We start from the raw sequence: 23,078 nt of genomic DNA, 5'->3' as shown, positions 1-23,078 counted from the left end.
TTGTTCTTGTGCGTTGGGCATTTCGACGGCGGCCGGAACCGCGAGAACGGCCCGAAAGGCCGCTCGACGTGGCGTTTCGTCAGGTCCAGCAACGTCTTCTCGACTACGAGCGATCCGGCGACCCGTCGAGGATCCTGGGGGATGACGCCGTCGCCGACGCTGAGCTGCTGGCCGAAGGAATTCGGCCAGATGCCGTCGGCGAGTTCATGCCTGAGGAGCGGCAGTTCTTCGACCAGGCGTGCCGTGCGATCGGCTGGCTGCACTACCACCGGTTCAACGTGTCACCGGGAGACGCTGCTCTTGTCGACCTCGCGAAGGCGGCGTTCTTCCTCAGCCCGGTGGCCGAGGATCCGGACTTGGTTCCCGAACGCATGCGAACTCTGATTGGCCCCACCGCGGTTGTCGAGACCCGTGCGGGCCTCGCCGGGAGCCTTCTGACCCGCGCCTCGGAGACGGGCGATCTCGCCCTGCTCAACGCGACCATCGACATCCTCATGCTCTTCATCGCGGACACGGCGCACGATCGCGTCGAGCGGGCGACCATGCTGTCCGATCTCGGCATCGCCTTCCAGGTCCGGCACTCGCTCACTGGGCAGTTCGACGATGTGATGCGGGCGATGGATGTGGGTGAGCCCGCGGTCGCGGCCATCCCTCCAGACCATCCCGAGCGGGCGAGATGCCTGTCGGATCTGAGTCTCGCGTACGGGGCGTGGTACCGGCGGAGCGGGCTGGCCGAGCACGGGGACCGGGCCATCGAGCTCGGCGAGGCGTCGGTGGCAGCCGCCTCGGCCGACGACGTCGACCGGCCGAGGTTTCTGTCCAACCTCGGCCATGCCTATACCGCCCGGTTCGAGCGGGCCAAGACGGTCGCTGACGTCGACCGGGCCGCTGAGCTGCTTGAACAGGCGCTCGTGGCCACACCCGCCGACCATCCGCAACGTGCCGCGTTGTTCGCGAACCTCAGCAGCGACTACCGGGCTCGCCATGCGCACACCGGTTCACCCGAGGACCGTGAGCGTGCGATCGCCGCGGCCGAGCAGGCAGTGGCAGCGGCTCCGGCGAATCATCCGGAACGAACGCGGTACCTCGCCGTACTCGACGCCGCGCGGCGGGAAGCGTATGTCGGCGGCAGCGCGTATGTGGGCGGCAGCGCCCCGAAGACCACCGACCGGGACGAGCGTGGGCCGGACACGTCGGCCGCTTTCGCGCTGCTCGCCGACGCCATGCGTACCTCCGATCCGGCGCCGTTGAATACCGCGATCGAGCTGATCACCGCGAGGCAGCCGCTACCCGGCCTCGATCATGGCTGGCTACCGCACCGACTGACAGCCCGTACACCAAGTTCGGCGGTCCCGGGCATGCGGCGGCGAGCAGCGGCGGCATGTCCTCTCAGGCGGGGCTGTGACCGGGGTCTGTGCCCACGTGCGCACCAGCCACGGCGCGCCCTGCTCCTCCTGAGGGGCGTGTTCAACGTCGTCAACGGCGAGGGCCGTTCGGCAGGCGTGCCGCTGGTTCGCCGCGGCGGAGTGGACATCGTCTCACTCAACGGGGACTCCGCGATGGGCAAGGACGTCACGCGCGCGGCGGCCGACAGCCTCAAGCGTGTCCATCTCGAACTCGGCGGCAAGGCACCCGCCGTTGTCCTCGACGACGCCGACCCCGTCGAGGTCGCGGATGTCCTGCGGGGCGCCGGCTTTTACAACGCCGGACAGGACTGCGGCGCCGCGTCCCGCGTCATCGTCACGGCCCAATTCCACGACCGTGTCGCGGAGGAACTGGTCCGGGCGGTTTCCTCGCTGCGTGTGGGCGCTCCCGCCGACCCCGGCACCGAGATGGGTCCCCTGGCCCACGCCGCGCACGCCGAACGCGTCCGGGGCGTCCTCGACCGCGCGGCCGAGGCCAGGGTGTCCTTTCTCACCGGTGGCGGTGGAGCCGACCCCGGTGGGTGCTACGTCGCCCCGACTGTGGTGACCGACGCCGCCCAGCACAGCGAGATCGTCCAGCGGGAGGTCTTCGGGCCAGTGATCTCGGTGCAGCGCGCGGCGGACGCCGAAGCCGCCTACACGATGGCCAACGACGTGGTCTGCGGGCTCGCCGCGTCCATCTTCACGCGGGACATCGGTCAGGCCATGGACGCGGCCCGCCGGCTGCGGTTCGGCACAGTCTGGATCAACGACCATGGAGTGTCCGCCTCCGAGATGCCGTGGGGCGGCTTCAAGGAGTCCGGGCACGGCAGGGAACGGTCCGTGTACTCGCTGGAGGAGTTCACCGAGCTCGAACACGTCATGGTCAAGCTGCCCGCCTGACGGACATCAGCCAGTTACTCGGGCCACCATGAAAGAGGCATCCCGTGCGCACAAGGAGAACGTTGGCCGGGGGCGGCGCCGGTCTCACCCTGCTGTTCGCCACCGCCTGCGGCCGGCCCCCGCCGCCACCCGGCACCTCCGCTGCGGACTCGGCCGGACCCGCGGCGACGGCAGAATCCGCCAGTGACCTGGGGGGCATGGCCGAGCTCGTCGCCGCCAGGAAGGAGGGAACACTGAACGTCATCGCCCTCCTACCCGACTGGGCCAACTACGGCGACATGATCGCGGGCTTCGAGGTGAAGTACGGCGTCAAGGTCCACTCCACACAGCCCGACGCCAGCAGCCAGGACGAGATCAACGCGGCCAGGCAACTGAAGGGCCAGAGCCGCGCACCCGACGTCTTCGACCTCGGCAGCAATGTCGCACTGGCCAACACCGCCCTGTTCGCTCCGTACCGGACGGCTGCCTGGAAGGACGTCCCGAACCACCTCAAGGACCCCAAGGGGCGCTGGACCAGCGACTATACCGGCTACCTCGCCATCGGCCACGACGCCTCCAAGGTCCCCGCGCCCGTCAGGATGAACGACCTGCTGGGGCCCGCCTACAAGGGCAAGGTTGCGCTCAACGGCGACCCGACCCAGGCATCCGCCGGCTTCCACGGAGTCGCCGCGGCCTCGGTGGCGAACGGTGGATCGGCGGACGATCTGGCCTCCGGTGTGGAGTTCCCGCGCAGCGCCCGCCGGTGGAAGGGCCACGCACCCCAGGTCGCGACCGGTGTGGCGAGCGAGAAGCAGGCGTACTGCCATGGGTCGAACTGCCAGGCGGGGAGGAGACGAGCATCACGGGTACCGCCAGCGACGCCGTGACGACGAGCCGTTCGAGGTCGCCGACCTGATCGCGGTCGGGTCCGGCTGCCCCGTCCCCCGCGGCAGACGACTGGTCATCGTCTCCCCTGGCCGGGGAGGGAGGTGCCGGGAGTTCGGCGGTGTACCCGGCCCGCTCGACGGTGGCGATCAGCTCCTGCGGGGTCACGGTGGGCGGATGGCGGACCCGCGCCGTACCGGTGGCCAGGTTCACGGTGGCGCTCACTCCCTCTACGCGCGCCAGCTTCTTCTCCACCCGGGCCATGCAGGCCGTACACGTCATCCCGCCGACCAGCAGGTCGGTGGTGCGCACGGGCGCGTCGGACGGGCTGGTCCGGTCGGGCTCGGTGCCCGGCTCCTCGCTCATCGCACCTCCTACGGCACGCCGCGGCCGCGTGTCCCCATGCCATGCGTGTCCATGCCCCCGGCCCCGCCGTCCTCCGGCACGCTCCGGTGAATGCCGGGTGCCACTGGACCAGCGGCCCGCCCCACCACGCAGGAGGCGGCCATCAGCGCCACCAGGAGGGCGAGAAACCCGACCAGGGCAGGGGGCGGCAGCGCGCGACCCGCTCGGGCACCGCGTGGCTCCGCTCCTTCGGCCGCCGGTCGCGGCGGTGAGGCGGTATCGGTCAGCGTCCTCATGGGCAAGAACGACCGGGGTCCACCCACCTTTACGGGCCGGGTCGGCCGGCTCCTCACCATCCGAAGGCTCTGTCGAACAAGGAGAAATCCATCCCGGCCGGGAACTGTTCGGACCTGTCAGCTGACATCTGAGCTGTGAGAAGTCTTTGCCCCAGCCCGAGGGGCTTTGCCCCGGCCCTGCGGAGAACGGGCGGTCCGACCGAACGGTGGCCGAGGGCCGGCCGCACGGAGAACCGCGGGCCGGACCATGACCCTGCGGGTTCTGGCCTCGCCGCCGCCGGTCGCCCGGGTGACTGTGCCTATGGCCGCGAAGGCCGCATGCGCCTGGTCGTACGCGTACAGCGGGTGACTGGAGGACGGTTGCGACCGCGTCAGACCGCACCCAGGGGCCGGGCCCGCCGCTCACCCTGTGCGAGCCGGGCCCTTGCCCGGTACCGCATCGAGCAGGCTCGCCGTGTAGGGGTCGCGCGGCCGGGCAAGCACCTCCGCGGTCGGCCCCTGCTCGACGATGGCCCCCTCCCGCATCACGGCCACCGTGTCGGAGATCTGGCTGACCACCGCCAGGTCGTGCGAAATGAACAGATAGCTCAGCGCGAACTCCTCCTGGAGCTCGGCCATGAGCCGCAGGATCTGCGCCTGGATGACGACGTCGAGCGCGGACACGGGCTCGTCGAACACCACGAGATCCGGGCGGAGCGCTAGCGCGCGGGCGATGGCCACCCGCTGGCGCTGCCCTCCGGACAGCTCCTTCGGCTTGCGGTCCGCGACCGTGGCGGGCAGCGCCACCTGATCGAGAAGTTCCCGGACCCGGGCGGTACGGCTCCGGCGCGTTCCGTCCCGGAACGCGTGCAGCGGTTCGGCGACGATCTGGCGGATCGTCATCAGCGGATCGAGTGCGGTGTACGGGTTCTGCGCGACCAGCTGGATCCTGCGGCGGAACGGCCGCAGCGCCCGTGCGCCGAGTCCTTCCAGCGCCACTCCGTCGAAACGGATCGTCCCGGACGTGGGGTCGGCGAGGCGCGTCACCAGACGGGCCGTCGTCGACTTCCCCGAGCCGGACTCTCCCACCAGGGCCAGGGTGCGGCCCCGCTCGATGCCGAAGCTCACCTCGTCAACCGCCCGCAGCGAGCCGGCGCCGGGGCCGCCTCGCACCGTGTAGACCTTGCTGAGCCGGTCCACGGACAGCAGCGGCTGCGTGGGCGGGCCCTGTTCGCGCACGGCGACCAGGCGCGGGACCGAGGCGAGCAGCAGCTGGCTGTACTCGTGCCGGGGGGCGCTCAGCAACTGCCCGGCCGGGCCCTGTTCCACGATGCGGCCGCCATGCATCACGGCGATCCGGTCCGCGCGGTCGCCCGCCACCGCGAGGTCGTGAGTGATCATCACGACTGCGGTCCCCGACGACCTGGCCAGCCGCTCGATCCGGTCCAGCACCCGCTGCTGCACGACGACGTCCAGTGCGGAGGTCGGCTCGTCCGCGACGATGAACCTCGGTCCGGCGGCGAACGCGATCGCCGTCAGGACGCGCTGCCGGTAGCCGCCGGACAGTTCGTGCGGATAGCGGTCGGCGATTCGGCCGGGATCGGGTATGCCCGCCCGTTCCAGGTTCGCCAGCACCGTGGCGCGCTCGGTGTCCGGATCCGACGGCCGGTGGATGCGCAGCGCTTCGGCGACCTGCTTCCCCACGCGCTGCACCGGATTCAGCGCCACTCCGGGATCCTGCGGGATGAAACCGATCCGCGCCCCTCGTACGTGCCGCCACTGCCGTTCGGAGAACCGGTCCAGGCGGGCGCCGTCGAGTTCGATACGGCCGCCGGACACTTCGGCTGTGCCGGGCAGCAGTCCGGTGAGCGCGTGCGCCAGCGTGGACTTGCCCGAACCGGACTCACCGACGATCGCTATGATCTCCCCGGGGTTGACCTCGAGGCTCACTCCGTTCACCGCGTCGACGCGGTGGCCCGCGATGCGGTACGAGATCCGCAGGTCGGTGACCGTCAAAGTGGCGGACGGCGAGGTCGACGTGTTCACCGGCGCCCGCCCCGGTCCGCCAGCCGCCGTCCGAGCTGGTTCGCGGCGATCACCGACACGACGATGGCCAGGCCGGGCACGGTCGTCATCCACCAGGCCACCTCCAGATAGTCCCGTCCGGCGGCGACGAGCGAGCCCCAGTCCGCGGCGGGCGGCGGCGCGGCGAAGCCGAGGAAGCTGAGGGCCGCCATGGCCAGGATCGCGTTGCCCAGCTCCAGACTGGACAGGGCCAGGACGGGCCGGGCCGCGTTCGGCAGGATGTGCCGGGCCAGCGTCGTCGCCCGGCCGGTGCCCGCCACCGTCGCGGCTTCGACGTAGGCCGCACGCCTCACCCTGAGCACTTCGCCGCGCGTCATCCGGGCGAAGCTCGCGGTCGCGGAGAGCCCGACGGCCACCGCGACGTTCACGGTCCCGAACCCCAGGATCGTGATGATGGCCAGGGAGAGCAGGAAGTGCGGTACGGCCAGCAGCATGTCCACCACCCGCATGACGGCGTCGTCGGTCCATCCGCCGGCCGACCCCGCGACCACGCCGAGCAGTGCGCCGGAGACCAAGGCGATGCCGACCGCCAGAGCCGCGGCCGACAAGGAGAGGCCGGCGCCGTGCACCACGCGGGCGTAGAGGTCGCGCCCGAGTTCGTCGGTGCCGAACCAGTGGGAGCCGCTGGGCGCCCGCAGCCGTTCGGCGAGCACACCCTCGTTCGGGTCCCGGCGCGTGAACAGCGATGGCCGCACGGACCAGCCGAGCACCACCGCGATCAGCAATCCGGACCAGCCGATCCGCCGGACGGTCGTCATCGGCCGCCTCCCGGCGCCGGCGCGGCCGCCCGCGCGGACGGCCGCTGCCGGCTCCGTACGGCCGGGCGCCGGACGAGCACCCGCGGGTCGGCGAGCGGATAGACCAGGTCGACCGCCAGATTGACCAGTGCGAGGCAGACGGCGGCGAGCAGCACCAGGCCCTGCACCATCGGGATGTCCTGGGTACGCACCGCCGCTTCGGTGAGCCGGCCGATCCCGTCCCGCGCGAAGACCGTCTCCACGACGACGGAGCCGGACAGCTGCCAGCCCACCAGTAGCCCGAGCATCGTGAGCGTGGGCATGACCGCGTTGCGCAGCGCGTGACCGCGCAGGACCCGCGACCGGGACGCGCCCTTGGCCCTGGCCGTGTCGGCGTACGGTTCCCCCATCGCCTTGATCAGTTCCGACCCCAGGGTCTGGGCGATGAACGCGGCGGAGGGGATCGCCAGCGTGACGGCGGGCAGCACCAGCGAGGCGAAACCGGTGCCGCCGCTGGCGGGAAATGCCCGGAAGGTGAAGGAGAACAGTTCCATCAGCATGAGCCCCAGCCAGAACGTCGGCACCGAGATGAACAGCGATGGCACGGCCAGCAGCGCCGCGCGCAGCCGGGGCGACGAGGCGTACGCCGCCGACCACGCGACGCTGCCGCCGAGCATCGCGCCGAGCCCGAGCGAGGCGCCGGCCAGCGCCAGGGTGTGCGGCAGCGCCCGGAACAGCTCGGTGATGACCGGCACGCCACTCTGGATCGACTGGCCGAGGTCGCCGTGCAGCGCGCGGCCGAGCTGCGTGACGTACTGCGTCACCACCGGCCGGTCCAGCCCGTACTCATGGCGCAGCCGGGCGAGTTGGCCGGGACTGGCGTGTGCCTGCGGACCGATCATGATCTGGACCGGATCGGAGGGCAGCAGATAGAGCAGGAGCGAGGTGACGGTGAACGCCGCCCAGATCACGAACACGGCCTGGCACAGCCGGCGTACGAGGTAGCGCGGCAGCCCTGGAGGCAGCCTCGCCGTCATTGCCGCACGTCCAGCAGGAGCACGGGTTCCGAACGCCGGGCCGTGGACTCCACCGCCGCCCGGCCCTCGCCCGCGTACAGCACCGTGCCGTCGGGGTGGAGCCGGCCGAGGACCGCGAGTGCGGGCAGCGGCTCACCGCCGGTGAGCAGCCGGTATCGGCCGGTCCGGGCGGTGAAGAGGGCCGGTTCGGGCAGCAGGCGCCGGCCCTCCACGACCGTCGTCTCCGGCGGCGGGCCCGGTTCGGCCGCCGCATCGGGGCGCAGCGCGTATCGATGCCCGCGCAGCGCCTGCCCCAGGTCGACGCGCCATGGGCCGCGGGCGGGCCCGGCGGACTCGGCCTCGAGGTCGAGTGTGACGGTGCCGGCGTCCGCCGCGCTCTCGCCGCGGACCAGCCGGGCGGTCACGGGGCGGCCGGTCGCCGGTTCCTCCGGGGGCAGTGCCGCGAGGTCGCGGTGCGGCAGTTCGAGGTAGTCCGCGGCGGCGGGGACGAAGAACAGCGGCTGCTCCTCGTCGTCCAGCACCGCCTCCGGTGACCACGCCAGCCGGTAGCGCGGAGCCAGCAGGTCGCCACGGGACAGTACCGCCGGCAGCACGGAGCCGCCGGGCCACTGGAAACCGTAGGCGGACAGCCGCGCCGGCCCCGGGCCGCCCACGGCGGCGACCGCCGCGAAACGTACGACCGACCGGTGCGCGATCCGCCGCGTGGTCAGTTCCAGCACGAAGCGGTCACGCTCGTCGACGATGCGCCGCAGTCCTTCGGCCGTCACCAGAAGCCGCGTCTCACCGTGGCGGTCGAACGGGATGAGGGCGTCACGCAGCAGGACGAGCTGGTGCAGCCACTCGTTGTACAGATTGCGTGCGGGGTGCCCGCCGGCCGGCCCCATCAGCCACTCCACGACGGAGGGCGTCCAGCCGTAGCCGACGCAGGGGCTGCGGAGGTCCGTAACCCGCCGCCCGCCGCCGGAGCCGGCGCCCGCCTGGACCAGGTCCATGATCAGCTCGGCGGCGGCGGCCGCGCTCGCGGTCAGTTCCGCACGCGCCGCGTTGCCCGTCGCCGGGACATCCAGCCGGGTGGTCGCATAGGGCCCTGCCAGGTCGAGCGAGGCGGCCAGTCCGGCGACCAGATGGGCTCTGACCTCCGCGGCGGGCCCGGAGACCGCCCGCACCGCACCGTCGAGCAGGGCCGCCGAGGCCGCTACGAATTCCGCGGGTGAGACCGTTCGGCCATCACCGAAAGCGTTCCAGCGATCATCTGTGCCGCTCACTTGCTGACCTCCGCGTCGTAGAAGATGGGGCGGCTGGACGAGTCGAGCCTGATGCCCTTGACGGCGTCCCCGACGCCGATCGAGGCAGCCTGCTCGAACAGCGGGATGCCGTGGCCGCCGTCGAGGATGGTGTCGACGGCGCTGTCGACCGCTTGCTGCCTGCGTGCGGGGTCGAGCGTTTCGCTCACCGCGCCGAGCGACCGCTCCAGCCGCCCGGGTTTGGTCCTGCGCAGCGGGTTGGCCGAGTCGACCGTGAAGACGGTGGACAGGACGGACGGGTCGCCGCGGGTGACTCCCCAGGACACCAAGTCGTAGTCACCGGCCGCCTGGCGGGCGTTGTTCCGGGCGTCGTCGAGCGGGGTGAGGGCGAGATCGATGCCGCTCTTGCGCAACTGCTGGGCGACCAGCTCGTAGACGGAGCCGTACGGGTCGGTCGACGCGTAGACGAGCCGGACGCGCAGCGCACGGCCGGCACGCTGCCGGATCCCGTCGGGACCGGGTGACCAGCCGGCCTTGTCCAGCATCGCGGCGGCGGCCACGGGGTCGTGGGGGAGCGCGGCCGATCGGTTCGAGTAGTCCGGGGTGGACTTGGCGAGCAGGCTGGTGGCCGGTGCCTCTCCAGGCGACAGCAGGGGTGCGAAGGCCGAGCGGTCGATCGCGCGGCTGATCGCGACCCGGACGGCGGGATCGGAGAGGACGGGGCTGGTCTCGTTCGGCAGGAGTGTATAAACCAGACCCGGGCGCACCTGGGACAGCAGGTCGGGCCCCGCGCCGGTGAAGGAACGCTTGTTCTGCGGCAGCACCTGCGTGTCCACGTCGGCCCGTCCGGAGACGAGATTGCCGTGCCGGACCTGGGCGGTGGGAACGATCTGGAAGGTCAGCCCGTCGACGCGAGCGGCGCCGGTGTGCCGGGTCAGCGGGGTCGGCCAGGCGTAGTCCCGCCTGGTCTTCAGGGCGATGGACTCGTTGACGGCGGTGGAGGCCAGCGTGAACGGACCCGATCCGGCCACCCTGCCCGAGCAGCGCTGGCCGGGGCTGCGCTTGAGCGTCGCCGGGGACAGCAGACCGAGGGTCGGTGTGGAAGTGGCCTGGAGGAACTGGGCGTTGGGCTTGGCGAACTCGACGGTCACGGTGCGGGTACCGGTCGCGCGCGCCGCACGCAGATCGGCGAGATAGCTGAGCCCGAGCGGCGACTTGGCGCCCAGGGCGGTGATGTCCTTGATGTTGGCCACGACTGCCGCGGCGTCCAGCGGGCTGCCGTCGCTGAATTTCACACCGTCGCGGAGGGTGAAGACGAAGCGGGTGGCGTTGCGGTTGACGGTCCAGCGGCTTGCGATCCAGCCGACGATCTTCCCCGTCCGCGGATCCTGGTCGGTGAGGGAGTCGACCAGCTGCCGTGCGACGTTCAGCGCCGACGTCTGCGGCGCCTGGTGCGGGTCCACGCATGTGATGGACTCGGCGAGGTCGACCGTGACGGTGCGGTGGGGGCTCGCTCCGCCACCGCCGACGCAGCCGGCCAGCATCGCCGTCGCCATCAGCGCGGCGGACGGTACGGAGATTCGGCGAGGAACGGCTCTTGGCATCTTGCGGGCTCCGGGATCAGGGTCGGCACGGGTGACCCGCTCACTGTCGGCAGCGGACGAGGCACGGCCCAGGGCCGATTTCCGGTGAGTGGGAGAGGCGAACGAGACTTCATACGGGCGCAACAATCCGGATTTCGGCCGCTGTACATAGACGGGCACGGGAACGGCCACCGGCACGGGCGTGGCCGCGGGGCAGGCGCGGCTGTCGGCCGGGGTCCGGGCGGGTGCGGCGGGACCGGCGACGGTCCTCGGTGCCTCTCGGCGGCGGCAAGGGCTTCCCATTGAGCGGAATTCGACGCGTGGCTTATGTCACTGGCCGCTCTAACCTGTGGCAACCCCGCTTCGACGAGTTCAACACGACGTGATGGCCCCGCGAAGAACCGCTCCAGGAGGCACGATGAAAAAGGAAGAATTCAAGGTTGTCGCAGCGTCCGCGGTAGGAACCGCGTTCGAGTGGTACGACTTCTTCCTGTACGCCTCGCTGGTGCCTGTCATCGGCGGGAAATTTTTCGGCGGATACAGCGAGGCGGCCCAGACCGTGTTCGCGCTCCTCACGTTCTCCGTGGGATTCATCGTCCGCCCGATCGGTGCGCTGATATTCGCCCGGCTCGGCGATCTGCTCGGCCGTAAAGCGGTCTTTCTGCTGACCCTGGTCATCATGGGGTCGTCCACCGTCGCGATCGGGCTGCTGCCGACGTCCCAGCAGATCGGCGCCATGGCCCCGGTCCTCCTGCTGGTATGCCGGATCGCACAGGGGCTGGCCGTCAGCGGGGAATTCGGGGCGGCGGTGACATACGTTTCCGAGTACGCGCCCAAGGATCAGCGTTCCTACTATGTGGGGTGGCTCACCGGCACGACCGCGCTGTCGTTCAGCCTGTCACTCGGGGTGCAGCTCATCGTGCAGAGCGTGGTGGGTGCCGACGCCTTCAGTGCCTGGGGCTGGCGGATTCCGTTTGTGATCTCCGTCCTTCCGCTCGGCCTCTCGGTCTGGATTCGGCTGAAGCTCCGCGAAAGCCCGCTCTTCCTCAAGATGAAGGAGCAGGGGACCCATTCCAAGGCTCCGCTCCGCGAGGCGCTGCGAGAGAAGCGGCACCGCCGGATGATCCTCATCGTCTTCGTGATGGCTGCCGCGCAGTCATTCATCGGCTATCTGTCGACGGTGTACATGCTCACCACCATGAGGACCAGCTACCAGGTGGACGGGCGTACGGTCAGCTGGATCTTCATGCTGGTCTTCCTGATCGGCTTCTTCCTCTGTGTGTTCTTCAGCTGGCTGTCGGACCGAATCGGCCGGCGGAAGGTGCTGATCACGGGTCTGGTGCTCGCCACCGTCACCGTTTTCCCGGTTTTCAACGCACTGACCAGCGCGGCCAATCCGGCGCTTGCCACGGCCCAGTCCGACGTCAAGGTCATGCTTCGGGCGAACCCGGATGAGTGTTCCTTCCAGTTCAACCCGGCCGGGAATGTGAAATTCACCTCGGCGTGCGACCGGGCACGCGAGGTCTTGCACGCCAGTTCCGTGAAGTTCGACCGGCAGGACATCGGCGGCCCGACCGAGGTCGTGATCGACGGTAAACACATCACCGCGGGCCCCCGGATGGAGGCGGACATCACCGCAGCCGTCCATGACGCCGGCTACCCGGTGCGGGGGGCCGCGATCACCGTGGACGGCGTGACGGACTTCCTGTCCTGGCCCGTGCTCAAGGTCGCCGCACTGCTGCTCCTCCTCGTGGCATACGCACAGATGGCTCAGGCGCCGGCGGCGACCGCGATGGCGGAGGTGTTCCCCACCCGCATTCGCTCCACCGCCATGTCCCTGCCCTATCAGACGGGCGTGGGGGTATTCGGCGGATTCCTCCCGGCCACCATGGTGGCGATCGGTGCCGAGACGGGCGATATCACCGACGCGCTGTGGTATCCGGTCGTCGCCATGGCCATCGGCTCGGTCATCCTGGTCTTCGCTCTGCCGGAAACACGAGGCGTCGACCTGGCGAAGGCCGACGGCGAAGAGCCCACGGCGCCCACGGGCGGCCCCGGCACCACGGCGGCCTGAATCAGCCATTCTTCCGGTGTGGGCCGCGGACATCACGCCGCGGCCCGCACCGCCGTGCGGCGATTCGCCGTACCTCGACCCGCAGCGATTCCCAGGAGTACAGCCATGCCGATCATCGACGTGTCGTTGCTGAGCGGACGCCGGAGGGAAGACCTTCAGCGTCTGATCCACGCTCTTCACGAAACAACCGTGCGGGTGCTCGACGCACCGCCGGAATCCATCAAAGTGCTCATCCGCGAGATACCCGCCGAACACTGGGGGTCGGGCGGGATCACCATGGCGGAGAAGCGTGCCGCGGCACAGCGGCACCGGCCGGATCCCGCGGGCCGACCGAATCCGGTGGGGGAGAGCGGCGATGGAGCCCGGTAGCTCCCGGAATCGCTGGAACCTCGTGATCGGTACGCTGGGAACCCCGGCCGCGAGCCCCTCCGGCCGGATCAGCCCGGCCGCCGCCGAAGACGCCGGTCCGCGCGGCGGGAGGAAACACAGCACAGTGGCGATTCGGTTTCTGCTCGTGCACGGAGCCTGGCACGGCGCGGGACACTGGGCCATGCTCGGCGCAGCCCTGACCCGGCGAGGGCACGACGTATGCGCCGTGGACCTGCCGGGACACGGCATGTCCGCCCGCTTCCCCGCGTCCTACTTCGACGCGGAGCAGCGCAATCTGGCACACGACGTCTCACCGGTCAGCCACGTGACCCTGGACACCGCCGCCCAGTCCGTCGTCGCGGCACTGGAGACCCTGCACCGTCGGCGGGACGGGCGGCGGTGCGTCGTGCTGGTCGCCCACAGCATGGGTGGCGCTGTCGCCACCCGGGCCGTGCAGGCGGTTCCGCACCTGGTCGACCACGTGGTCTATGTGTCCGCCTTCGTGCCGACGCGGCTGGGCAGCGCCGGCGCCTACCTGGCGCTGCCCGAGGCGGCGAGCGCCTCGGGCGCCGGTCTGTATCTGGGCGATCCCGCCGAGACCGGCGCCGTGAGAATCAATCCCCGGTCCACCGATCCCGCCTATCTGGAGGAGCTTCGCTCGACGTACTCCACCGGATGCCCACGGCCGAGTACCTGGCCTACGCGCACGCGCTCACCCCGGACCAGCCGCTGGGCTTCCTCACCGGCGAGGTGGCCGCGACCGCGGACCGTTGGGGCACCGTGCCCCGGACCTATGTGCGGTGTCTGCGGGACAGGGCCCTGCCGCCGCCGTTGCAGGACCGGCTGATCCGCGATGCCGACGGGCTCACACCCGGCAACCGCTTCCGGCAGGTGCCCCTCGACAGCGGCCATGCGCCGTTCGCGTCGCTTCCCGAGGAACTGGCCCGCGTACTGGTGCGGGTTCCGACATGACCGCGGTTTCCGTGCGGCGTTTTCTCCACCGCCGTTCCACTGAATGGAAAGGCGGTGGAGATAATGCCCCTCCTGTCGATTGGCGTCCGACTTATCCGAAAAGCGCGATGTGGAATTGCGCGGAGGAGCTGGATGCCATGACTTTCCGACACCGGCGTACCCGGACCATCACCATCCCCGCACGGGACGAGCATGTGCCCCTGGCCCGCCGCGCTGTCGTGGACACTCTCCGCGCCTGGGGGCTGCCCGAGGACGGCGAGGCCGTCTACGCGATCCGCCTCAGCTCCTCGGAACTCCTGGCCAACGCCGTCCGCCACGCCTGCGCCGTCACCGCCGAGATCACCGTCGTCGTGGAACTGGTCGACGGCGACCGGATCCGTGTGGGGGTGCACGACGACCATCCGGGCCGGCCGGCCCCCGCCGACGCGGCCGCGGACGCGACCAGCGGCCGTGGTCTGCGGATCGTCCACATGATCGTCGGCGAACTGAACGGCGTGGTCTTCACCGAGCACACCGCCACCAGGGGCAAGACCGTCTGGGCCGAACTGCCCTGCTCCGTACGGGAAGAGACACCCGTCCCCACCGCCCCACGCTGATCACGTCATCGACGGCAACTCCGGCGCGGCGCCGTGCACGACCGCGGTGAGGATCTCCGACAGCGCTCCGGGCTGTTCCTCCGGCAGGTAGTGGCCGCAGTCGTCCACCAGGTGGCTGCTCACCTCGGCCGCCGCCTGCTGGACGGAGTCCAGCCAGCTCAGACCGATACCGTGAGCAGCCCCCACCACCGCGACCCGCTGAGTGAGCCGCGCGGCGCCGCTCAGGGCGCGGTTGTCCGCGATGTCCGTCGGCAGGGCGCGGTAGTAGCCCATGGACGCGCGCACCGCGCCGGGGGCGGCCAGACTCCGCGCATAGACGTCCAGCGCGGCTGCGTCGATCGCGTCGGTGACGTACAGGCCGATGGAATCCCGCAGGAACATGAACTCGAGGAAGTCGCGTTCCCTTCCCGCCAGCAGCAGTTCGGGAAGGTCGTGGACCATGTTGAAGCCGAAGTGCCAGGAGCCGCCGCGCAGCGGATTGGCGGCGTCCTCGCTGTTGCCCAAGCCGGGAATGCCGGCCTCGATGAACGTCACGCTCGCGACGGACTCCGGGAACTGGGCGGCGAGCGGATAGGCGACCTGTCCGCCGACGTCGTGGCCCGCCACGTGGTAGACGTCGTGCCCGAGTTCGGTCATGAGCAGGTGCAGCAAACGGGCGACGGTCTTCTTGTCGTAGCCGTCCCGCATGCGCGAACTGGCCCCGAAACCGGGCAGGTCGGGCACGACGACAAGGAAATCCTCGCTCAGCCGGGGAGCGACGAACCGCCATGCGTGGCTGGTCTGCGGCCAGCCGTGCAGCAGGAGCAGCGGCTCGCCGGCCCCCAGAGTCGCGCAATTCAAAACGGCGCCGGGAACACGAATCCGCCGCATGGCCGCCGGAAGCAGATCACGATGAGTCACGCACCGAGTATGCGGTGCCCACGCCATGCTGTGGCGCCGCGTTTTCCAATGAGTGGAAATCACCGATTGAACAACGTCGGAACGTCGGGCTGACTGGTCGAAACGGAGTTCTTCATCTTTGCGAAACGAGGGACCAGCGTGATCGAGGGTATGAAAGTCCTCAGCTTCTCGCACTTCGTGCAGGGCCCGGCCGCCTCCCAGTACCTCGCGGATCTGGGCGCGGACGTGACCAAGGTCGAGCCGCCGGCCGGTTCATGGGAGCGCAGGATCGGCAGTGCCGGCATCCGGCTCGCCGGCCAGAGCGTGACGTTCCTCGCCGTCAACCGGAACAAGAAGTCGATCGCCGTCGACCTCAAGCACCCTGACGCGGCGCGTGTGCTGCGGCCCCTCATCGAGCGGTGCGACGTCGTCATGGAGAACTACCGCGGTGGCGCGCTGGAGAAGCTGGGACTGGGCTACGACGCGGTCCGTGCGGTCCGGCCGGACATCATCTACGCCTCCGCCACGGGCTGGGGCTCGTCCGGCCCCATGGCGGGCAAGCCGGGCGTCGACCTGCTCGTACAGGCCCGCTCCGGCCTCGTCTCCGTCACCGGTGACGGAGACGGGCACGTCACGGCCGCCGGCACCCCCGTCGTGGACCACCACGGCGCCGCCCTGCTGGCGATGGGCGTGCTGGCCGCGTACGTCCGCAGACTCGCCACCGGACAGGGCACCCGCGTCCAGTCCAGTCTGCTGGGTGCCGGGCTGGACCTCCAGGCGGAATCCCTGGCGCTGTACTACTCCGGGCGCAGGAGCCGTACGGACATCCGGCGGCCCGGGGCCCTGGCGGCCTGGTTCATCGATCCTCCCTACGGCGTCTACCGGCTGCGCGACGCACACGCCGCCATCGCCCTCAGCGGCACCATGGACGACTTTGCCGCGGCCCTCGGCTCCGAGGAACTCGCCGCCTTCGACCAGCAGGCCCGCCGCGACCGCCGTGCGCAGTACACCCGGCTCCTCGAACAGACGCTGTCCGCCTGGACCTACCAGGAACTGGTCGGCAGACTGGAGCCGCTGGGTTTCTGGATCGAGCGGGTCGCCGACTACGACGACGTACGCGACGACGCCCAAGTGGCCGAAGAGGGACTGCTGATGGACATGCCGGTCGGCGACAGCCACGCCACCGTCCTCAACCACCCGGTCCGCTACGACGGCCGGCTGCCACCGCTGCGCACCCCGCCTCCGCGACTCGGCGAACACACCCGCCCGCTCCTGCGAGCGGCCGGCTTCGGCGACCCGGAGATCGACGAGCTGATCAGCTCCGGCGCGGTGGTTGCGGGCGACGACGGGACGGCCCGGGGATGAAGGCGCTGCTCTGTACCCGGCTCGGCACCCCTGATGTGCTGGAGGTCGTCGACCTGCCGGAGCCCCGCCCGGGCCCGGGGGAGATTGTGGTCGAGGTCGCCTACGTCGGCCTCAACTTCCACGACACGCTGGTCGTCGCCGGCCGGCACGTGGTCCGTCCGGACCTGCCCTTTTCGCCCGGCAGCGAATACGCCGGTGTGGTCACGGCCGTCGGCGACGGCGTCACCGCGGTGACGGTCGGCGACCGGGTCGTGGGCAACGAGGAGTACGGCTGCGCCCGGCAGTTCGTGGTGGTGCGCGCGGACCGCGTCACCAGGCTGCCCGACGGAGTGTCCGCCCAGGACGCCGCCACCGTCCTCGTCGCCTATGCGACCGCTTACCACGCCCTGGTTCAGCGCGCCGGGCTTCAGCCCGGGGAGAACCTGGTCGTTCTCGGTGCCGCCGGCGGCGTGGGGGCCGCCGCGGTGGACGTCGGCCGCCTGCTCGGTGCCCGGGTCATCGCCTGCGCCTCCTCGGACGAACGCGCCCAGGCGGCCCGCGCCCAGGGGGCGGCGCAGGCCCTGTCCTACGGTGCGGGGGACATCAAGGAGCGGATCAAGGCCGCCACCGCGGGCCGCGGTGCCGATGTCGTCTTCGATCCGGTCGGCGGTGACGTCGCCGCCGCCGCGGTGCGGGCGGTGGCCTGGCGCGGCCGATACCTCGTCATCGGCTTCGCCGCCGGCGACATCCCGTCCGTCGGCCTGAACATCCCCCTCGTCAAGGGCGCCTCCGTGGTCGGTGTCTTCCTCGGCGAGTTCATCCGGCGCGAACGGGACGTGCACGAGAGGAACCTGGCGCAGATCTTCGCCTGGTCCCGGCGCGGCGAACTGCGCCCCCGCGTCCACGCGGTGACCCCCCTGGAGGAGGGCGCCGCCGCGCTCACCGCCCTGGCCGCCGGGCAGGCACGGGGGAAGATCCTCCTGCGGGCCGACGAACGGCCGGCGTAGCGAGATGGCCGCAGCCTTCCGGCGACGGCGCCACCGGACGACGACGGACCGGCGGGCACCGGACCTGGCCGTACTGATCACCTTGATGACGGGGACGCTGCTGGCTCCCCTGAACTCCTCGATGGTGGCCGTGGCGCTCGTCCCGGTGCGGCAGCACTTCGCCACCACACTGCCCTCCGTGACCTGGATGGTCACCGCGTTCTACCTGGCGGCCTGTGTCGCCCAGCCGATCATGGGGCGGATCGCCGACGTCTTCGGGCCGCGCCGGGTCTTCATCAGCGGCATGGCGCTGGCCGCCCTGGCGTCCGGTGCCGCTCCGTTCGCCCCAACCGTCGGCGCTCTGGTGGCCTGCCGGGCCGTGCAGGCCATCGGCGGAGCCGCCGCCTTCCCCTGCGCCATGGTGCTGCTCGCCCGGCGGGGCCGGGCGACGGGGCACGCACTGACCGGCATCGCCGCGGCGAACACGGTCAGTGGCGCCGTCGGACCCGTGCTCGGCGGGGCCCTGGTCGCGCTCGGCGGCTGGGGTGCGATCTTCTGGATCAACCTGCCGCTGACTGTCGGCGCGCTGGTCGCCGCCCTCCTCCTGTTCGAGCCGCCTCCCCGGCCCGAGCGCCTACGCGGCCGCCGATTGCTCCGTGGCCTCGACCCGCTCGGCATCGCCCTGTTCACCGCGGCGGCGGTCGGGCTGCTCGAGGTGATGCTGAACGTGTCCAGCGGCGCGTTCCTGCCGGGGCTGCTGCTCTTCGTGGCGGCGACGGCGCTGTTCACCATCTGGGAGGCCCGCACCTCCACCCCGTTCATCGACCTGTCCGCCCTTGCCGGAGCGGGCGGCCTGAGCGCGGTCTATCTCCTTTTCGTCCTGTTCAACCTCGCCTACTACGGCGCCTTCTACGGGCTGCCCCAGTGGTTCCAGGACGGCCGCCACTTCACGTCCGGCCAGGCCGGGCTGCTGATCCTGCCCATCGCGGCGACCGGCGCACTGGCGACCGTCCTGGCGCCGGCCCTGCTGCGCAGGCTCCGTCCGCCGTACGTACTCCTCGCCGGCGCACTGATGCTGATGGCCGGACTGGCCGGTGTCGCCGCGTTCGGCGCCGGCACTCCCGTGTGGCTGCTGGTCGCCGACGGTGTGCTGCTCGGCCTGCCCTACGGGCTGTGCAACCTCGGGTTGCAGCGGCTGATGTACGAACGGGCCCCGGCCCCATTCGCGGGCGTCGCGGGCGGCCTGTTCCAGTCCTGCCGCTATCTGGGCGCGATTCTGGCCGTCGGACTCGTCGGCTCGCTGCCCCCGCAGACCTCCGGCGGCCGGGGCGGCCTTACCGGCCTGGGCCTCGCGATGACCGTCGTCGCCACGGCGTTCTTCCTGGCCATGGCCGCCGACTTCGCGCGCCGCCGCGATTCCCGCCGCCGCGATTCTCGCCACCGTGGCGAGAAGATACCGTGGAACCCGGGCGCCCGGGCGAACCAGGGCTCCATGACCTCAGAGGCTGACCGTGGCTGACAACACCGAGCTCAACAAATCCGTGTCCCGCCGGGTGTTCTCGCTGCTGAACGCGTTCACGCTGCGGGAACCCGCGCTGCGCCTCGTCCAGCTCAGCCAGGCCACCGGGCTGCCCGTCTCCACGGTGCACCGGATGGCGGCCGAGCTGGTGGAGATCGGCGCCCTCGAGCGGGAGAGCGACGGCCGCTACCGCATCGGGCTGCGGCTGTGGGAGCTCGGCTCGCTGTGCCCCCAGCCCAACACGCTGCGCGAGGTGTCGCTGCCGTTCATGCACGACCTGTACGAGGCGACCTCGGAGAACGTACAGCTGGCCGTCCTCGACGGCGGGGAGGCCCTCTACATCGAGCGGGTGTGGGGCAGAAGCTCGGTGCCGGTCGCGTCCCGGGTCGGCGGCCGGCTGCCGCTGTACGCGACGGGTGTCGGCAAGGTCCTGCTCGGCTACGCTCCCGCGGATCTCCAGGAGACGGTGCTCCGTGCCGGTCTGCACCGTCACACCTCGCACACCGTCGTCATGCCCGGTGCCCTCATGCGCACACTGCGGGACGTCCGCGCCTCCGGCATCGCCCGCTGCGTCGAGGAGATGACGCTGGGCACGGTGTCCGTGGCGGCGCCGATCTTCGACAAGAACCGGCAGGTGGTCGCCGCGCTGTCGATCGTCATGCACTCCCGGGCGCGTTCCCTGGCGACCACCGAGCCGGCCCTGCGGGTGGCGGCGAGCTCCATCTCCCGGCAGCTCGCGAAGAACCACTACCAGGCCGGCGACGAGGTCCAGGTGTCACTGGCCGAGAAGCCTCCGCGCATTGGCTGAGCCCACCCGCTCCCGGTCGGCGGGAGTGATGGCCAGCCCGGCCAGGGTGGCCGCGGGTTCGGTGTCGGCCAGCTCGAAGGGGTAGTCGGTGCCCAGCAGCACCTGGCCGGCGCCGAAGTCCTCGATCAGCCGCTCCAGCAGACGCGGCGAGAATATGGCGCTGTCGACGTACAGCCGGCGCAGATACTCGCTGGGCGGCAGCGGCACCGTACGCGCGACGTCCTTGCGGCGCCAGCCCAGGTCCAGCCGGCCCTCCAGCGCCGGCAGGCAGCCGCCGCCGTGCGCGAGACACAGTGTGAGCGCGTGCCGTTCCAGCACCCCGCCGAAGACGAGCCGGCTGACCGCCAGCGCCGTCTCGGCGGGATAGCCCACCAGCTGCGGCAGCCAGTAGGAACCCAGCCGGGCGCCCCCGGACACGGCGTTGGGGTGCAGGAACACGAAGGTGCCCCGCTCGGCCAGGAACTCCCACAGCGGCTCATGAACCGGATCGTCCAGATCGCGGCCCGCACCGTACGAACCGATCGCGACACCCGCGCAGTTCAGTTCGTCCAGGCACCGCCGGGCCTCCGCCACCCCCTCGGGGATCCCCAGTGGCACCGTGCCGAGCGCGAGCAGCCGCCCCTCGCCCCGGCCGGCGAACGCGGCCAGTACCTCGTTCCCGCGGCCGACGACCTCCCGGACGAGCCCCGGGTCGGCGGCGCCGGAACAGGTGAAGAACGGCGGCAGCGACACCGCCTGGCGGTACACCCCCATCCGGTCCATGTCCGCGAGCCGGTGCGCCACGTCGTACTGCGAGCGGTGCAGGGGGATGGGCGTGCCCTCGGCCACTCCGGAGATCTCGGGCGAGAGCCGTACGACGTCACGGCCGACCTCGCTCATGTCCGCCAGCCCGTGGCCCGCCAGCCACGTCAGCAGGGGGGTGGGAGCCGCATGCGTGTGCACGTCGATCAGCCGGCCGGCGCCGGCACTCGCGGAGGTCATACGGCATCACCCGGACGGGCCGGCCTGTCCGACCACCATGCGCGCAGCGTACGGCGGTCGACCCGGCCCATGGCGTCGAGTGGCAGGGCCGCCACCGGCAGTACCTCGACCCGGGGCGCGCCCGCGGTGCGCAGGCAGTCCCCGATCCCGTCAGCGACGCCGGCCCGTACCGGCTCCGGCAGTGCGACGAGGACCCCGCCGCCCTCCGGCAGGGTCGTGACCGCGGTGGGTGCGACACCGGCTTCCGCGGCGAGCAGAGCCTCGAGATCCGCGGGGCAGACCAGCTCCCCGTCCCAGTCGAGGGTGTCCTGGATCCGGTTGAGGTAGTGGAGGTAGCCGTGCTCGTCGGTCCGGCACGCGTCGCCGGTGCGCAGCCAGCCGTCCCGGAACGGCCGCTCCGGCACCCGCACGCCCCCGTAACCCGCCATCACCGTCGGTCCCTTGACGCACACCTCGCCGGCCCGGCCCGGCGGGCACGGACGGCCGGCCCGGTCCTGCACCTGCACGGTCATCCCGGTCCAGGGCAGGCCCAGGGAGGTGCGGCGCTCCGGCAGCAGATGGTCGGCTGGTGCCAGGAACGCGATCGTCTTGGGCACTTCCACCTGACCGAAGACCCCGCACAGCACCTGCCCGAACAACGCATGCGACCGGTCGATCTCGTCCGGTGTGAGCACCGCACCGCTGTAGATCACCAGGCCGACACCGGACCAGTCGGCTCCGCCCGCCCCGGGGTGCGCGAGGATCGCGCGCAGCGCCGGCGGCATCGCCAGCAGGACGTTGGGCCGATGCGCGGCGGCGGTGTCCACAAAGCCCCCGGCGGAGAAGGTCTCCAGCATGATGAACGTGCCGCCCCGTATCAGCGTCGGCACCACCATATTGCCGAATCCGCCGGCCACTGGCTCCGCGCACAGGACCCTCGGCCGGGCCGGCCAGTCCGCCTGGGCCAGGTTCAGTAGGGCGACGCCGCACAGCGCCCCGCTGGACAGCAGCACACCCTTGGCCGTTCCGGTGGCGCCGGAGGTGTAGCCCAGCCGTACGATCGCGTCCGCCGGGGCGGCCGGACCGATCGGCCCGGCGGGCTGCTCCCGGAGCAGTGTCTGGATGCTGGTCCAGCCCTCCGCCGTACCGTCGTCGTCCGTACCGTCCGAGACGCGGACGACGTCCTTCCGCAGCGCGTCCCAGCCGGCGACCTCGGCCGTCCGCGAGGCGTCCACGACCACCAGCGCCGGACCGGCGGCGATCAGGCGTTCGCGGAGCGTGCCGGGGGGCAGGCCATTCAGGGGCAGGGTGACCGAGCGGAATCCGGCGATGTAGCAGGCCGCGGTCACCAGCCACTGCGTCGGCCGGTTCGCGGTGATCTGCGCGACGGTGTCGCCCGGCCGCAGTCCAGCCTGCTCAAGGGCCTGGCGAAGGCGGGCCACGGCGTCCCCGACCTGTGCGTAGGTCAGACGTTCCGCGCCGCATACGAGCGCTTCGCGGTCGCCGAACCGGCGCAGCGCGGTGATGATCGCGTCCCCGATCGAACCGACGCCCGTCGTGGCGCCTTGCGCGGTCACAGGCGCTCGTCCGGCATCACGGTTCCGCACTTCTCGCAGGTGCGGGCTTCGACACTGCCGAAGAAGCGCTCGTACGCGCCGGCGACCGGATCGAGCCGGTAGTCGTCTATGTGGACGCTCTCCTCGTGCAGGAAGGCGTCACAGCCCGGGCAGAACCAGCGGAAGCGGTCGAGTTCGCCGGGCCGCCGGAGCCGTTCGATCACCAGGACGAAGGCGTCCGGCGGAAAGCGTGGCGAGTGCGCCACCCCGGTCGGGGTGAAGATGGAGGAGCCCTCCGGGATGGCCGCGACGCCCTCCGAGCCGTCGGGGTTGCGGTAGTGGAGGTTCATCGCGCCGCGGATCATGAACATGACCTCGTCGCTCGGGTTGAGGTGGAACTCACTGCGGTACTCCCGCCCGCGCGCGATGAAGGCCAGCGACTCGCTGTGCTGCCACAGGACCCGCACGCGGCGTCCCGATTCGGCGAGGTCATCGGCGACCTCGCCGAGATCGGTGATCGGCATCTCGCTCGGTAGCAT

19 protein-coding genes and 2 pseudogenes are annotated in these 23,078 nt (G+C 71.2%); 11 read left to right on the top strand and 10 right to left on the bottom strand.

Annotation, left to right across the window (positions count from 1 at the left end):
• Positions 1 to 68: 68 nt before the first annotated feature.
• Complete coding sequence (locus NQU54_RS13375; RefSeq protein WP_257631249.1) at positions 69 to 2,306, top strand: aldehyde dehydrogenase family protein; 2,238 nt, start codon at positions 69 to 71, stop codon at positions 2,304 to 2,306.
• A 197-nt stretch (positions 2,307 to 2,503) separates the two neighbouring features.
• Positions 2,504 to 2,965 (top strand): annotated as a pseudogene (locus NQU54_RS13370) (ABC transporter substrate-binding protein); the annotation flags it as partial.
• A gap of 65 nt (positions 2,966 to 3,030) precedes the next feature.
• Here NQU54_RS13370 and NQU54_RS13365 read toward each other — a convergent pair.
• The 6 genes and pseudogenes from NQU54_RS13365 to NQU54_RS13335 all read right to left on the bottom strand — a co-directional run.
• A pseudogene (locus NQU54_RS13365) lies at positions 3,031 to 3,536 on the bottom strand (cation transporter); the annotation flags it as partial.
• Positions 3,537 to 4,213: 677 nt separating this feature from the next.
• Positions 4,214 to 5,836 carry a dipeptide ABC transporter ATP-binding protein gene (locus NQU54_RS13355; RefSeq protein WP_257631248.1) on the bottom strand — a complete coding sequence of 541 codons (1,623 nt, stop codon included), beginning with the start codon at positions 5,834 to 5,836 and terminating at the stop codon, positions 4,214 to 4,216.
• Positions 5,833 to 6,633: an ABC transporter permease gene (locus tag NQU54_RS13350; RefSeq protein ID WP_257631247.1), complete on the bottom strand. Its 801-nt coding sequence runs from the start codon at positions 6,631 to 6,633 to the stop codon at positions 5,833 to 5,835. The genes NQU54_RS13355 and NQU54_RS13350 overlap by 4 nt, the downstream gene beginning before the upstream one ends.
• Positions 6,630 to 7,649 (bottom strand): ABC transporter permease, encoded by a 1,020-nt coding sequence (locus tag NQU54_RS13345; protein ID WP_257631246.1) that lies wholly within the window; start codon positions 7,647 to 7,649, stop codon positions 6,630 to 6,632. The genes NQU54_RS13350 and NQU54_RS13345 overlap by 4 nt, the downstream gene beginning before the upstream one ends.
• Positions 7,646 to 8,914 (bottom strand): hypothetical protein, encoded by a 1,269-nt coding sequence (locus NQU54_RS13340; protein ID WP_257631245.1) that lies wholly within the window; start codon positions 8,912 to 8,914, stop codon positions 7,646 to 7,648. Before NQU54_RS13340 ends, NQU54_RS13345 begins: the two co-directional genes overlap by 4 nt.
• On the bottom strand, positions 8,911 to 10,449 hold the full coding sequence (locus NQU54_RS13335) for an ABC transporter substrate-binding protein (RefSeq protein WP_257631244.1): 1,539 nt from the start codon (positions 10,447 to 10,449) through the stop codon (positions 8,911 to 8,913). Before NQU54_RS13335 ends, NQU54_RS13340 begins: the two co-directional genes overlap by 4 nt.
• Before the next feature lie 445 nt (positions 10,450 to 10,894).
• Between NQU54_RS13335 and NQU54_RS13330 the strand changes: the two genes are divergently transcribed.
• From NQU54_RS13330 to NQU54_RS13310, 5 genes are all read left to right on the top strand, one after another.
• Positions 10,895 to 12,550 carry an MFS transporter gene (locus tag NQU54_RS13330; protein ID WP_257631243.1) on the top strand — a complete coding sequence of 552 codons (1,656 nt, stop codon included), beginning with the start codon at positions 10,895 to 10,897 and terminating at the stop codon, positions 12,548 to 12,550.
• 18 nt (positions 12,551 to 12,568) lie between these two features.
• Positions 12,569 to 12,919: a tautomerase family protein gene (locus NQU54_RS13325; protein WP_308408485.1), complete on the top strand. Its 351-nt coding sequence runs from the start codon at positions 12,569 to 12,571 to the stop codon at positions 12,917 to 12,919.
• A complete protein-coding gene (locus tag NQU54_RS50065; protein ID WP_372505866.1) occupies positions 12,906 to 13,766 on the top strand; it encodes an alpha/beta hydrolase in 861 nt (286 codons plus the stop codon). Before NQU54_RS13325 ends, NQU54_RS50065 begins: the two co-directional genes overlap by 14 nt.
• A complete protein-coding gene (locus NQU54_RS50060) occupies positions 13,751 to 13,891 on the top strand; it encodes a hypothetical protein (RefSeq protein ID WP_372505865.1) in 141 nt (46 codons plus the stop codon). Before NQU54_RS50065 ends, NQU54_RS50060 begins: the two co-directional genes overlap by 16 nt.
• A gap of 137 nt (positions 13,892 to 14,028) precedes the next feature.
• Positions 14,029 to 14,487, top strand: coding sequence for an ATP-binding protein (locus tag NQU54_RS13310; protein ID WP_257631242.1), 459 nt, complete (start codon positions 14,029 to 14,031; stop codon positions 14,485 to 14,487).
• Here NQU54_RS13310 and NQU54_RS13305 read toward each other — a convergent pair whose 3' ends face one another.
• Positions 14,488 to 15,387, bottom strand: a complete 900-nt coding sequence (locus NQU54_RS13305) for an alpha/beta fold hydrolase (RefSeq protein WP_257631241.1) — start codon at positions 15,385 to 15,387, stop codon at positions 14,488 to 14,490. It abuts the gene before it with no gap.
• A 150-nt stretch (positions 15,388 to 15,537) separates the two neighbouring features.
• On the opposite strand from NQU54_RS13305, the gene NQU54_RS13300 reads away from it, so the two are divergent.
• From NQU54_RS13300 to NQU54_RS13285, 4 genes are read left to right on the top strand one after another with little or no spacing between them, the layout of a single operon-like run.
• Positions 15,538 to 16,731, top strand: a complete 1,194-nt coding sequence (locus NQU54_RS13300) for a CaiB/BaiF CoA transferase family protein (protein WP_257631240.1) — start codon at positions 15,538 to 15,540, stop codon at positions 16,729 to 16,731.
• The gene (locus NQU54_RS13295; protein WP_257631239.1) at positions 16,728 to 17,717 is read left to right on the top strand and encodes an NADPH:quinone oxidoreductase family protein; all 990 of its coding nucleotides are present in this window, start codon (positions 16,728 to 16,730) and stop codon (positions 17,715 to 17,717) included. The genes NQU54_RS13300 and NQU54_RS13295 overlap by 4 nt, the downstream gene beginning before the upstream one ends.
• Positions 17,718 to 17,721: 4 nt before the next feature.
• Positions 17,722 to 19,215 (top strand): MFS transporter, encoded by a 1,494-nt coding sequence (locus tag NQU54_RS13290; RefSeq protein ID WP_257631238.1) that lies wholly within the window; start codon positions 17,722 to 17,724, stop codon positions 19,213 to 19,215.
• Entirely contained in the window at positions 19,208 to 20,023 is an 816-nt protein-coding gene (locus NQU54_RS13285; protein WP_257631237.1) for an IclR family transcriptional regulator, read from the top strand. The genes NQU54_RS13290 and NQU54_RS13285 overlap by 8 nt, the downstream gene beginning before the upstream one ends.
• On the opposite strand, the gene NQU54_RS13280 is transcribed toward NQU54_RS13285, so the two are convergent.
• From NQU54_RS13280 to NQU54_RS13270, 3 genes are read right to left on the bottom strand one after another with little or no spacing between them, the layout of a single operon-like run.
• Positions 19,991 to 21,004, bottom strand: coding sequence for an amidohydrolase family protein (locus tag NQU54_RS13280; RefSeq protein WP_257631236.1), 1,014 nt, complete (start codon positions 21,002 to 21,004; stop codon positions 19,991 to 19,993). The two genes, NQU54_RS13285 and NQU54_RS13280, sit on opposite strands and share 33 nt — an antisense overlap.
• Complete coding sequence (locus NQU54_RS13275; protein WP_257631235.1) at positions 21,001 to 22,560, bottom strand: AMP-binding protein; 1,560 nt, start codon at positions 22,558 to 22,560, stop codon at positions 21,001 to 21,003. Before NQU54_RS13275 ends, NQU54_RS13280 begins: the two co-directional genes overlap by 4 nt.
• Positions 22,557 to 23,078 (bottom strand): 3-hydroxyanthranilate 3,4-dioxygenase, encoded by a 522-nt coding sequence (locus NQU54_RS13270; RefSeq protein ID WP_257631234.1) that lies wholly within the window; start codon positions 23,076 to 23,078, stop codon positions 22,557 to 22,559. Before NQU54_RS13270 ends, NQU54_RS13275 begins: the two co-directional genes overlap by 4 nt.

It is taken from the genome of Streptomyces malaysiensis subsp. samsunensis (assembly GCF_024519315.1).
GTDB lineage: Bacteria > Actinomycetota > Actinomycetes > Streptomycetales > Streptomycetaceae > Streptomyces > Streptomyces malaysiensis.
Note: the sequence above shows the minus strand (reverse complement) of the source record. Positions and strands in the feature narration are given on the sequence as shown.